This is a genomic window from Kitasatospora sp. NPDC047058 (genome assembly GCF_040643935.1).
Taxonomy (GTDB): Bacteria; Actinomycetota; Actinomycetes; order Streptomycetales; family Streptomycetaceae; genus Kitasatospora.
Window position 1 is genome coordinate 1 of sequence record NZ_JBEYVJ010000199.1, and the last position, 13,120, is coordinate 13,120.

General features: G+C 74.1%; 8 protein-coding genes. All 8 read left to right on the top strand.

Going from position 1 to position 13,120, the window contains the following annotated elements; all coding sequences use genetic code 11:
* The coding region (locus tag ABZ885_RS25355; protein ID WP_360192870.1) for a beta-ketoacyl synthase N-terminal-like domain-containing protein at positions 1–3,239 on the top strand (3,239 nt) is incomplete at its 5' end.
* Between the two features lie 114 nt (positions 3,240–3,353).
* Positions 3,354–4,190, top strand: a complete 837-nt coding sequence (locus ABZ885_RS25360; protein ID WP_360192873.1) for a hypothetical protein — start codon at positions 3,354–3,356, stop codon at positions 4,188–4,190.
* Between the two features lie 5 nt (positions 4,191–4,195).
* Complete coding sequence (locus ABZ885_RS25365; RefSeq protein WP_360192876.1) at positions 4,196–7,219, top strand: condensation domain-containing protein; 3,024 nt, start codon at positions 4,196–4,198, stop codon at positions 7,217–7,219.
* Between the two features lie 80 nt (positions 7,220–7,299).
* Positions 7,300–8,163, top strand: coding sequence for a 3-hydroxyacyl-CoA dehydrogenase family protein (locus tag ABZ885_RS25370; protein WP_360192879.1), 864 nt, complete (start codon positions 7,300–7,302; stop codon positions 8,161–8,163).
* Complete coding sequence (locus ABZ885_RS25375; RefSeq protein WP_360192881.1) at positions 8,160–8,450, top strand: acyl carrier protein; 291 nt, start codon at positions 8,160–8,162, stop codon at positions 8,448–8,450. The genes ABZ885_RS25370 and ABZ885_RS25375 overlap by 4 nt, the downstream gene beginning before the upstream one ends.
* A complete protein-coding gene (locus ABZ885_RS25380) occupies positions 8,443–9,558 on the top strand; it encodes an acyl-CoA dehydrogenase family protein (RefSeq protein WP_360192884.1) in 1,116 nt (371 codons plus the stop codon). Before ABZ885_RS25375 ends, ABZ885_RS25380 begins: the two co-directional genes overlap by 8 nt.
* A gap of 56 nt (positions 9,559–9,614) precedes the next feature.
* Positions 9,615–10,715 (top strand): HAD-IIIC family phosphatase, encoded by a 1,101-nt coding sequence (locus tag ABZ885_RS25385; RefSeq protein WP_360192886.1) that lies wholly within the window; start codon positions 9,615–9,617, stop codon positions 10,713–10,715.
* A 270-nt stretch (positions 10,716–10,985) separates the two neighbouring features.
* Positions 10,986–13,120, top strand: a 2,135-nt coding sequence (locus ABZ885_RS25390) for a type I polyketide synthase (protein WP_360192889.1), incomplete at its 3' end; no start/stop codon positions are given.

Below are 13,120 nucleotides of genomic sequence, written 5' to 3' on the forward strand. Positions count from 1 at the left end.
CCGTCGGCCAGCAGAAGGGGACGAGCCTGCTCACCGCGCAGCTCGGTGCGAGCCCCGAGCAGGCCGCCCAACTCGGCAAGGCTGCGGGCAAGTTGATGCGCAACCGGCTCACCGCGGCGACCGGGCTGCGGCTGCCGGCCACGCTGGTCTTCGACTACCCGAACCCGGCCGCCCTCGCGGGGCACCTGCGCGGACGGCTCGGCGGCGGGACGGCCACCGGCCCGGAGGCCCCGGTCCCGGTCGGGGCGGCGGCCCACGACGAGCCGATCGCGATCGTCGGGATGAGCTGCCGGTTCCCGGGTGGGGTCACCGGCCCCGAGGACCTCTGGCGCATGATCGCCGACGGGCAGGACGCGATCTCGGCGTTCCCCGCCGACCGCGGCTGGGACCTGGAGGGCCTGTACGACCCGGACGCCGCGCACACCGGCACCTCGTACACCCAGGCGGGCGGGTTCGTGCAGGACGCCAGCGCGTTCGACGCCGGGTTCTTCGAGATCAGCCCGCGCGAGGCGCTGGCGATGGACCCGCAGCAGCGCCTGCTCCTCGAACTCTCCTGGGAGGCCTTCGAGCGGGCCGGCATCGACCCGGCGTCCCTGCGCGGCAGCCAGACCGGCACGTTCGTGGGCGGGTACACGTCCGGGTACGAGATGAGCGTGCTGGCGCACGGCGGCGCCGAGGCCGAGGGCCACCTGATGACCGGGATCGCGACCAGCATCCTGTCCGGCCGGCTGGCCTACACGTTCGGCCTGGAGGGGCCGGCGGTGACGGTCGACACGGCGTGCTCGTCGGCGCTGGTGGCGCTGCACCTGGCCGCGCAGGCGCTGCGGTCCGGCGAGTGCTCGATGGCGCTGGCCGCAGGCGTGACGATCATGGCCACGCCGGGCACGTTCGTCGAGTTCTCGCGGCAGCGCGGGCTCGCTCCGGACGGCCGCTGCAAGGCGTTCGCCGCCGCGGCGGACGGCACCGGCTTCGCCGAGGGCGCGGGCGTGCTCGTGGTCGAGCGGCTGTCCGACGCGCAGCGCAACGGGCACCGGGTGCTCGCCGTGCTGCGGGGCAGCGCGACCAACCAGGACGGCGCGTCGAACGGTCTGACCGCCCCCAACGGTCCGTCGCAGCAGCGGGTGATCCGGGCCGCCCTGGCCAACGCCGGCCTGCACACGGACGAGGTCGACGCGGTCGAGGCGCACGGCACGGGCACCCGGCTGGGCGACCCGATCGAGGCCCAGGCGATCCTCGCGACGTACGGGCAGGACCGGCCGGAGGAGCGGCCGCTCTGGCTCGGCTCGGTGAAGTCCAACATCGGGCACACCCAGGCCGCGGCCGGCATCGCCGGTGTGATCAAGATGGTCCTCGCCCTCCAGCACGGCCGGCTGCCCGCGACGCTGCACGTGGACGAGCCCACGCCGCACGTCGACTGGTCGGAGGGCCGGGTGCGGCTGCTGACCGAGCCGGTGCCGTGGCAGGCGGACGGGCGTCCGCGCCGGGCGGGCGTCTCCTCGTTCGGGATCAGCGGCACCAACGCGCACGTCATCGTCGAGGAGGCCCCCGCCATGGCCGGCCCGGTCGTTCCCGCCACGCCGTCGGCACCCCCGGCGGTGGTGCCCTGGGTGCTGTCCGGGCGGACCGCGGAGGCGCTCCGGGCCCAGGCCGGGCGGCTGCGCGAGTCCCTGCTCGAACGGCCGGAGGCGGACCCGGTGGACATCGGGTTCTCGCTGGCCACCACGCGCACGGTCTTCGACCGCCGGGCGGTCGTGCTGGGCGGGGACCGGGACGGCCTGCTCGCGGGCCTCGCCGTGCTCGCCGCCGGCGTGCCGACCAAGGACGTCCTGACCGGCACCGCGGCCGCGGGCCGCAAGCCGGTGTTCGTCTTCCCCGGCAGCGACTCCCGGTGGCTCGGTTCCGCCGCCGCGCTGCTGGACGAGGCGCCGGTCTTCGCGGCCCGGATCGCGGTGTGCGAGGAGGCCCTGGCCCCGTACGTGGACTGGAAGGTGACCGAGGTGCTGCGCGAGGGGCCGGCCGGTCCGGCGCTCGACCGCCCCGAGGTCCTCCAGCCGGTGCTGTGGGCGGTGATGGTGTCGCTGGCCGCGCTGTGGCGCTCGGCGGGCGTGCACCCGGCCGCCGTCGCCGGCCACGCCGTGGGCGAGCTCGCGGCCGCGCAGGTGGCCGGTGTGCTGTCGACGGCGGACGCGGCCAGGCTCGCCGTGCTGGCCGGCCGTTCCCCGGCCGGCGCCGACCCGGGCCTGCCGGAACTCGCCGCCGTCCGCCCGCGGGCGGGCACGGTGCCGGTGTTCTCCGCCCGGGCCATGGCCTGGGTCGAGGGCGCCGGCCTGGACGCCGGCCACTGGTGCGCCGGCCCGCAGGACGCCGTGCCGGTGGGGGAGTTGGCGGACGCCCTGGCCGGCGCCGGGTACAGCGCCTTCGTCGAGGTCAGTCCCGACCCGGTGCTCACCACCGCCGTCACCCGAGCCCTGGACGACCAGGGACTGCGGGCCGAGACCACCGTCACCGGGACGCTGCGGCATGGGGAGGGGGCACTGCGGTCGTTCACGGCCGGACTGGCCGCCCTCCACGTCCACGGGGTCGCCGTGGACTGGGCCGCGGTCCTGGGCGGCGGGAGCCGGGTCGAGCTGCCGACCTACGCCTTCCAGCGGGAGCACTACTGGCCGCAGCCGCCGGCCGTCCGGCCCGGCTCCGGACCGGTCCCGGCCGGTGCCGCCTCACCGGGTGAGCAGCGGTTCTGGGCCGCGCTGGAGGACAAGGACATGGCCGCCCTGGCCGAAGTCCTGGGCCTGGACGAGCCGTTGCGGGACGACATGCCGCTGGGCACGGTCCTGGCGCAGCTCTCGACGTGGCGCCGACGGGAGCGCGAACTCGCGCCGCCGGCCGGCCCGCAGGGCGACGACGAGGGCCGGCCCGGGCCCGGGCACCTCGCCTGGGTGCGGCAGCTGGCGGGGCTCTCCGGGGCCGGCCGGCAGGAGCTGATGCTCGACCTGGTGCGCCAGGAGATCGCCGCGATCCTCGGCTACCCGTCGGTCGACCGGGTCCGCCCGAACGGCGACGTCTTCGAGATGGGCATGAACTCCATGACGGCCGTTCAACTGCGGGAAAGCGTCACCGAGCTGACCGGACTTAAACTGCCGGAGGGCTTCGTCTATGACCTCTACATGCCGGAAGCGATCGCGGAGTTCCTGCTCGGCGAGCTGACGGCGGCGCTCCCGGAAAGTGCCGGCGACCAATGAGGGTCTTCCGGGAATCCGGGACCGCGCCGGAATCCGACCGGCTTTTCGAAAACCAGTTCCGCGGGCTGCACCGCAGGAAATCCAGCCATCCGACTCCGAAGACGGGATGAGAAAGTGCCGAACGAGAACGCCTGGAGCGTCATAACCGCCCCCACGTCGAACTCCCTGATTCTCGGAATCGACTTCCCGGCGGCCGGACGCCGCGAGGCCGGGTTCGAGGACCTCGCCGAGAAGATGGGTGCGGCCTGGTCCGGCCACGGCATCCTGCAGACCACGCCCCCGCCGGTCCGCCTGGCCGACCGGCCGTCCGGCGACTTCTACACCGACTTCTGGATGCGGGACGGCGAGTGGGAGAAGTACGAGGTGGTGGCCGTGCTCGGCTACTGCGTCGGCGGCGTCTACGCGGGGGAGATCGCGGAGCGCCTGGCCCGGAAGCAGGGCAAGGCACCCAAGGTGATCCTCTTCGACGCCCAGGTCACCGACCTGCAGCTGCTCGAATCGGAGATCCACAAGATGATCGGGCTGGCCGGCCCGGTCTTCTCCGCGGACGAGGCGGAGCACGCCCGGAAGCGCGCCGCCGAGATCGTCGGCACCCCGTCGGTCGGCCTGCTCGACGCCGCCGTCGAGATCGTCGGCCTCTACCGCGAGATGGCCTCCATCGCGTTCCAGCGGATCGGCCTCGCCGAGGCCCGCCGGGACGAGGTCGTCCTGCTCTTCGAGTCGTACATGACGTGGCTCTCCGCCGCCTCCCAGATCGACCCGAGCCGGGCCTGGGGCGACTCGCTCTCCATCACCTCCTCCGACTACGCCGAGCTCGAGCGGACCGGCGCGGCGACCGTCGTCAACGCGGCCAAGGCGCTCGGCCGGCGGATCGAGCTGGAGATCGGCCACGTCGACCTGCTGCGTCACGACTCCACGGTCCGTGCCCTGCTCGACAGCGCCGAATTCTGAGTGCGATGAAGACCTCGAGCAAAGAGAAGGCCCTCTGGCTGCTGGAGCAGCTGGTCCCCGGGACCGGGGTCAACAACCTGGGGCTCGGCCTCCAGGTGAGCGGCCGGCTCCGGCCGGACGCGCTGAGGGCGGCTCTGGCCATCGTGGCCGGCCGGTTCGAGGTGCTGCGGACCGTCTACCGCACGACCGGGGCGGACCTGGTCAAGGAGGTCGTCCCCGCAGGCGAGTTCGCCCTGGACGTCGAGCCGCTCGACCTGTCGGGCGGCCCGCTGGAGGGGGACCTCACGGCGTTCGCCGACCGCCCCTTCCCGCTCGACGGGCGGCCCCTGGTCCGGGTCGGACTCGCCGCCCACCCGGACGGCGACGTCCTCTGCGTGGCGGTGCACCACCTGGTGTTCGACATGGTCTCCGTCGCCCTCTTCCTCCAGGCGTTCATCCCGGTCTACGACGCGATCGCGGCGGGACGTCCGGTGCCGGCGCAGGCGACTGCGCCGGCCCCGGCCCTCGCCGAGCCCGAGCCGCGGCCCGCCGACCTGTCCTACTGGCGGGAGACCCTGGAGGGCTTCCAGCCGGACGGCCTCGACCTCTGGTGCGGCACCCCGCGCGGCCGGCAACCGAGGACGGCGGGTTCCAGCGCGAGCCGGGCGCTCTCCGCCGGGGCCCAGCAGGCCGTGGTGCGGCTGCAGCGGGAGACCAGGGCGCCGCTCGGCGCGGTGATGCTGGCCGCGTACGCCGCCCTGCTCGCCTCGCACGGCGCCGGACCCGACCTCGTCGTCGGCTCCCCGGTCAACGTCCGCGGGGCGAACACCGCCGCCATCGGCTACCACGTCAACGTGGTGCCGGTCCGGATCCGGGTGGACCTCGCCGAGGGCTTCCGCGTCCTCGCCCGCCGGGCCCGGGACGCGTTCCTCGGGGCGATGGCGCACGCCGACACCCCGGTCGACGAGCTGACCGGGGAACTCCCCGGGATCGGCACGTCCTGGCAGACCCAGCTCTTCCGGCACCTGTTCAACTTCCTGCCCGAGGCGCCGGCCGTCGAACTGTCGGTCGACGGCATGGCGGCGCGGGTGCTGACGGTCGAGAACCCGCACAGCAAGTTCGACCTGGAACTGGTCGGCTCGCCCTCCCGGGCGGAGGTCGTGTTCCGGTACTCCGAGACGCTGGCCCGCGCCGACGTCGAGGCGATGCTGGACCGCTTCGACGCCCTGCTGGTCGCGGCCGACCAGGACCCGGACCGGCCGCTCGGCGAGACGGCGGGCTGGAGCGACGCCGACCGCCGGGCCGTCCGGCAGCCCGACGGCGCCGCGGCCCCGGCCGTGCACCCGGCCCTGCCCGCGGCGTTCCGCGCCTGGGCGGAGAAGGCGCCCGACGCCCCGGCCGTGGTCGACGGCGGTCACACCGTCAGCTACGCGCAGCTGGACGGGGCCGCGGCCGCCGTCCGCACGCTGCTGGCCGGTGCCGGCGTGCGCGCGGGCGACACGGTGGCCGTCGCCGCACCCCGGGGCGAGGCCGCGGCCGCCGTCCTCGGCGTCTGGCGGGCCGGCGCCGTCGTCCTGCCGCTCGACCCCGGGCACGACCCGTCCTGGCTGACCCGGCAGCTCACGCAGTCCCGCGTGACCGCCGTCCTCACCGGGACCGGGGTCCGGCTGCCCGACGAGCCCGGCCTGCCCCCCGTCCTTCCGCTGGCCGACGCCCCGGCGCCCGGTCCCGCCGTGCCGAACGAGGCCGCCGAACCGGCCGGCCCCGCCTGCGTGCTCCACACCTGCGGGGACGCCGGGCAGCCGGTCGCCACCGTGCTGAGCCACGAGGGCCTCGCGGACACGGTCGGCCACTTCGCGGCCGAACTCGGCGTCGGGCCCGGCACCGGCGTCCCGGCGCTCGCCGCGCCCGCCACCTTCGACGCGCTCTTCGACGCCTTCCTGCCGCTGAGCGCGGGCGGCCACTGCGTGGTCGTCCCCGACGAGGCCCGGACCGACGGCGCCGCGCTCCGGGACGCCGCCGGCCGCCACGGCACGACCGTCGCCGTGGTCCCGCCCGGCACCCCGGCCCGCCTCCTGGCGGACCTGGCCCGGCAACTGCCCGGACTGACCGTCCTGGCCGCGGGCGACGAGCTGTCCGCCGGAACGGCGGGCCTGCTCCTCGCGGCCGGCTGCCGGCTGCACGCCGGCTACGGCACCCCGGAGACCACCGGTTGGGCCATCTCCGGCCGCGTCGACGGGCCCGACGAGCCCGCCCGGGGACGGCCGGCCGCCCGCACCCGGGCCTTCGTCACCGCCCCCGACGGGCGCGAACTGCCCGTCGGCCTCCGCGGCGAACTCCGCCTCGCCGGACCCGCCCTGGCCCTGAGCGGCCCGGACGACCCGGCGTTCCCGGACGACCCGCGCCACGGCCGTCACCACCGCACCGGGGAACTCGCCCGCCGGCGGCCCGACGGAACCGTCGAATGGCTCGGCCGAGCCGACCGCCGGGTCACCACCGGCGACGGCGCGGTCGGCCTCGGCCACGTCGAGGCCGACCTGCTCGGCCGCCCCGGCGTGATCGCGGCCGCGGCCCTCGCCGTGCCGCAGCCCGACGGCGAACACGCCGTCGTCGCCTTCGCCGAGACGGCCGGGACGACCGGGACGGCCGGGACAGCCGGGACGACCGAGACCGCCGCGGACACCGACGGCCCGTTCGCCACCGGCATCCCCGGGCGGATCGTCCGCCTGGCCCGCCTCCCCAGGACACCCGACGGCCGTCCCGACCGGGACGCCCTCCTGGCGCTCGCCCGGACGGCACTCGACCAGGACACCGGCCGACCGGACGAGGGGGCGGACGACGCACTCGTCCGCGACCTCGTCGCGATCTGGCGCGAGCTGCTCACCATCGAGGCGAACGCACAGACCGACTTCTTCGCCTCGGGCGGCCACTCGCTGCTCGCGGCCGTCCTGGCCCAGAAGATCGAAGAACTCACCGGTACGTCCCTTGAGCTCGGCGACGTGTTCAAGCACCCGACCCCCACCGCTCTCGCCGCGCGACTGCGCGGGTGACGGGCGGCTGACGGCACGCCGGGTCGCCACGACCCGGCCTGCCGTCAGGAACCGGCTCACCACACCGCAGGGAAGAATCCATGACCGCTTTTGAGGACCACCGCCTCGCCATCATCGGCGCGGGCGTGATGGGCACCAACATCTCGGCGCTCGCCCTCGGCCACGGCGTCTCCGTCGTCCTGGTCGACGTCGACGAGACCGTGCTGGAGACGGCACGGCAGACCATCAAGCAGAAGCTGCGCCACGCCCAGCTCATGGGCGTGCTGCCGGCGGACCGCCCGCAGGGCACGCTGACCACCAGCGTCTCCCTCGACGACATCGCGGACGCCACCACCGTCGTCGAGGCCGTCACCGAGGTCGACAAGGTCAAGCAGGAGGTCCTCTCCGCGGCCTCCCGCGTGGTCTCGCCCGGCACGACCCTGATCTCCAACACCTCGTGCATCCCGATCAACGAGATGGCCGACTGGATCGTGCGCCCCGAGGACCTCGTGGGCGTGCACTTCATGAACCCCTCCTACATGATCAAGATGGTCGAGGTCATCCGCGGCCCGCGCACCGAGCCCGCGGTCCTGGAGCAGGCCGTCGAGCTGCTCACCGTCCTCGGCCGCGAGTCCCTCGTCATCGACGACTCGGCCGGCTTCGTGATCAACCGCCTGCTGCACCCGCTGATCAACACCGCGGCCATGCTCGTCCAGGAGGGCGTCGCCTCCGTCGAGGTCGTCGACGGCCTGCTGGAGGGCTGCCTCGGACACTCCACCGGCCCGCTGCGCACCGGCGACCTCATCGGCCTGGAGAACCTGGTCGACTCGCTGAACGTGCTCTACGAGCGCCGGGGCGACGAGAGCTGCCGCCCCTGTGACCTCCTGCTCGAAAAGGTGCGGGACGGCCACCTCGGCCGGAAGACCGGCCGGGGCTTCTACGACTACGGAAAGGTCGCATCGTGACCGTCCATGGGGACAACACTCCGCTGACCGCCGAGACCCTCCAGAAGGAGATCCTCGGCTTCCTCACCGAGCGCATCAAGACCGACGTCGAGCTGGACCAGGACCTCTTCGCGTCCGGTGTGGTCTCCTCGATGTTCGCGATGCAGCTCGTCGTCCACCTGGAGGAGGCGTACGACATCGCCATCGTCGGCGCCGACCTCAAGCTCGACAACTTCCGCACCGTGGTGGGCATGAGCAGCCTCGTGCTGCGCCTGAAGGGCGACACGGAAGCGGCCGGGAATGCCTGACCGACTCGCCGACGAGCGCGCCTTCATCGGCGGGCTCGTCGGCGCCCGGGCGGCCGCCTGGGACGTCGCGGGCGAACTGCCCGCCGACCTGCTGCACACCATGGGGGCCAAGGGCCTGCTGTGCGCGCAGGTCCCGGCGTCCTACGGCGGCCTGGGGCTGAGCAGCCGGGAGAACGGCGAACTCACCGCGTACGTCGGGAGCCTGTGCAGCTCCCTGCGGTCCATCATGACCTCGCAGGGCATCGTCGCCTGGACGATCCAGCGCTTCGGCGACCGGGAGCAGCGGCGCACCTTCCTCGCGGAGCTGACCGGCGGGAAGCTCACCGCGGTCGGCTTCAGCGAGCCGGGCGCCGGCAGCGACCTGGCGGCCATGCAGACCCGCATCAAGGCCGACGGGGACGGGTTCGTCATCGACGGCGAGAAGAAGTGGGTCACCGGCACCCGCTACGCCGACTTCGTCCTGATCATCGCCCGGCACGGTGACGGCGAGGGCGCCGCCGCCGCGATCGTCCCCGTGGACGCGCCGGGCGTGCACATCGAGCTGGTGCCCAGCCCGATGGGCTGCCGGGCGGCCGGCCACGCCAACATCCGCCTCGACAACGTCCGGCTGCCGGCCACCCACGTGCTGGGCGGCGGCGGGCAGCCCCTGTCGATGCTGTTCACGACGGCGCTCTCCTACGGGCGCGTGTCGATCGCCTGGGGCTGCGCCGGCATCCTCCAGGCCTGCCTGGCCGCCGCCACCCGGCACGCCAGGCACCGGCAACAGGGAGGCGTGGCGCTCGCCGAGCACCAGCTCGTCCGCGCGCACCTGGCGGAGCTGCTCATCGCCGAGCAGGTCGCGCTCCGCGCGTGCGAGCACGCCAGCGGGCAATGGGACTCCGCCGCACCGGACATGGGCCTGATGGCGGTCCTCGCCAAGCACGTCAGCGCGGGCCACGCCGCCCGGAGCGCGGCCACCGCGGTCCAGCTCCTCGGGTCGGCCGGCGCCGAGGACGGGCACGTGGTGGCCCGTGCGTTCCGGGACGCGAAGCTCATGGAGCTCATCGAAGGCAGCAACGAGATCTGCCAGTTGATCCTGGCGGACCACGCCCTGTCGCTCACCGACTGACGTCCGTCCCGACCGAAGTCCGACCGAAGTCCGACCGAAGCTGGTAGGAGAACCCCGTGGCTGAGAAGCCAACCCTCGTGAAGTGCCTGGTCTGGGACCTGGACAACACCGTCTGGGACGGCACTTTGCTGGAGGACCCCAACGTCGAACTGTTCCCCGGAATCCGTGACACCATCGTCGAGCTCGACTCCAGGGGAGTCCTGCATTCGGTCTCCAGCAAGAACGACCACGACCTCGCCTGGGGCCGGCTCGAAGAACTGGGCCTCGCCGAGTACTTCGTGCACCCCCAGATCGGGTGGGGCCGCAAGTCCGACGCGGTCAAGCTGATCGCCGAGCGGCTCAACTTCGCGCAGACGGCCGTCGCGTTCATCGACGACCTGCCCACCGAGCGCGCCGAGGTGAACTTCCACGCGCCCGACATCCGCTGCTACGCCGCCGACCAGGCGGCCGAGCTCACCGGCCTGCCCGAGTTCAGCCCCGAGATCGTCACGGTCGACGCCCGGCGCCGCCGCGAGATGTACCAGGCGAGCTTCCGCCGGGACGCCGAGAAGGACACCTTCAGCGGCCCCGACGAGGAGTTCCTGCGCACCCTCGACCTCGTCATGGAGATCAAGCGGGCCGACGAGGAGGACATCTCGCGGGTCGAGGAACTGACCCTGCGCACCAGCCAGATGAACGCGACCGGCGTCCACTACTCCGACGCCGCGCTGCGCGCGCTGCTGGCCGACCCGGACCACGAGGTGCTCACCGTCGCCCTCGCCGACCGGTTCGGTCCGCACGGCGCCGTCGGTGTGCTCCTCCTGGAGCGCCACCGGGAGCTGTGGCACCTCAAGCTCCTCGCGACCTCGTGCCGCGTGGTGACCTTCGGTGCCGGCGCGGTCATCCTCAACTGGCTGATCGACCAGGCGGCCCGGGCCGGCGTGCACCTCGTCGCCGACTTCAAGCAGACCGAGCGCAACCGGATGATGGACATCGCCTACCGGTTCGCGGGCTTCGCCAACGACCCGTGCGCCTGCCTGGCCGTCCTCGGCGAGCCCGTCGGCGAGGGCGTCCAGCGCCTGCACCTGCTCGCCGACCGCCGCGAGGGGCCGACGACGATGCGGCTCACCTCGCCGGAGCTGGCCGCGGTCGCGGCCGTGGAGGACGCCGTCGCCTGACGGTGGGGGACGCCGGGGTGTTCCCCCCGACCGTTCTTGAAAGGCGCGCCGATCAACCGGCGCGCCTTTCACGGTTGAACACGTGGTTGTCCGGGTGGGCCGGCTCATATCCTGACCGTCGGGGCTCCGGCGGGCCTTTTGCTCCATTCTCCTTGTACAGCCCTTCTCTTCAGCCCTTTCGTTCAGCCCTTTTTGCGTTGCTGTTCCTCCTTGGCTGAAAGACCTTCGACCAGGTATCGAACTCCCGACCTCCCGAATGCCGAGGGATTTGTGAACGAGACTGATGGGCCGGCCCTGACGGAATTCGCCGCAACCGGTGCGGAGCCGTTGGCGATCGTCGGCATGAGCTGCCGCTACCCCGGCGGGGTCCGTTCGCCCGAGGACCTGTGGAGCCTGCTGGCCGACCGGCGGGACGCCCTGTCCGACTTCCCCGCGGACCGGAACTGGAACCTCGACACCCTGTACGGCGCGGATCCGGAGAGCGCCGGGAAGACCTACCTCACCCGGGGCGGCTTCCTCGACGACGCCGCCGGATTCGACGCGGCCTTCTTCGGCATCCCGCCGCGCGAGGCGCTGGCGATGGACCCGCAGCAGCGGCTGCTGCTGGAGACGTCCTGGGAGGCGCTGGAGCGCGCCGGGATCACCCCGTCCGCGATCCGCGGCACCCGGACCGGCGTGTTCGTGGGCGCCGAGCCGAGGGAGTACGGCCCCCGGCTGCAGGAGGCGCCGGAAGGCGTGAAGGGCTACCTGCTCACCGGCACGACGACCAGCGTGATGTCCGGCCGGATCTCGTACCTGCTCGGGCTGCACGGACCGTCGCTCACCGTCGACACCTCCGCCTCCAGCTCCCTGGTCGCCATCCACCTCGCCGTGCAGGCCCTGCGCTCCGGCGAGTGCTCGCTGGCGCTCGCCGGCGGCGTGTCCGTGATGGCCACCCCGGGGAACTTCGTCGCGTTCAGCGGCCTCCGGGCGCTGTCCTCCGACGGCGTGTGCCGCCCGTTCTCGGCCGGCGCCGACGGGACGGTGTGGTCGGAGGGCGTCGGCCTGGTCGTCCTGGAGCGCCTGTCCGACGCGGTGCGCAACGGCCACACCGTGCTGGCCGTGCTGCGCGGCTCGGCGATCAACTCCGACGGGACCAGCGACGGCCTGACCGCCCCGAACGGCCGGGCCCAGCAGGCGGTCATCCGCCGCGCCCTGGCGAACGCGAGCCTCTCGGCGGCCGACGTGGACGCGGTGGAGGCGCACGGGACGGGGACCAGAGTCGGCGACCCGGTCGAGGCGCAGGCGCTGCTCGCCACGTACGGCCGGGAGCGGCCGGAGGGCCGGCCGCTGTGGCTGGGGTCGGTGAAGTCCAACATCGGGCACACCCAGGCGGCCGCCGGCGTCGCCGGTGTGATCAAGATGGTCATGGCGCTGCAGTACGGCGAGCTGCCCGCGATGCTGCACGCGGACGACCCGTCGCCGCACGTGGACTGGGCGTCGGGCGCGGTGCGGCTGCTGGCCGAGCCGACGCCGTGGCCCGCCGGGGAGCACACCCGCCGGGCGGGTGTGTCGGCGTTCGGGATCAGCGGGACCAACGTCCACGTCGTGCTGGAGGAGGCGCCGGCCGCCGAAGCCGTCCGGGTACCGCGGGTGCCGCAGCCGGCGTCGGTGCTGCCCGGTGCCGGTGCGTGGGTGGTGTCGGGCCGCTCGGCGGAGGCGCTGGCGGCCCAGGCGGGCCGGCTGCGCGCGTGGGTCGCACAGCGGCCGGAGTCGGAACCGGCCGACGTGGCCCGGTCGTTGGCGACGACGCGGTCGGTGTTCGAGCACCGGGCCGTGGTGGTCGGCGCCGACCGTGCGGAGCTGGCGGCCGGCCTGGAGCAGGTCGCCGACGGAGCGTCGGCGGGTGCCGCGGTCACCGGGGTGGCGCGGGCCGGGGCCCGGGTGGGCCTGGTCTTCGCGGGCCAGGGTTCGCAGTGGACCGGCATGGGCCGGGGTCTGTACGAGGGCAGCCCGGTGTTCGCCGAGGTCTTCGACCGGGCGTGCGGGCTGCTGGAGTCGGAGCTCGGGATCCCGCTGCGGGACGTGGTGCTCGGTGCCGAGGGCGTCGACGAGACGCTGGCGGACCGGACGCTGTACGCGCAGACGGGGCTGTTCGCGTTCGAGGTCGGTGTCGCGGCGGTGCTGGCGGCGTCCGGGGTGACGCCGGACGCGGTGGTCGGCCACTCCGTGGGCGAGGTCGCGGCCGCGTACGTGGCCGGGGTGCTCTCCCTGGAGGACGCTGCCCGCCTGGTGGCGGCGCGGGCGCGGCTGATGCAGGCGCTGCCGGCCGGCGGTGCGATGGCGGCGGTCAACGCGCCGGAGGTCGAGGTCCTGGCGACGCTGGCCGAGGGTGCGGTGATCGCGGCGGTCAACGGGCCGGAGTC

Coding starts and splice junctions, on each gene's coding strand:
- ABZ885_RS25365 (WP_360192876.1), top strand. CDS start 4,196: ATGAAGACCTCGAGCAAAGAGAAGGCCCTCTGGCTGCTGGAGCAGCTG.
- ABZ885_RS25370 (WP_360192879.1), top strand. CDS start 7,300: ATGACCGCTTTTGAGGACCACCGCCTCGCCATCATCGGCGCGGGCGTG.
- ABZ885_RS25380 (WP_360192884.1), top strand. CDS start 8,443: ATGCCTGACCGACTCGCCGACGAGCGCGCCTTCATCGGCGGGCTCGTC.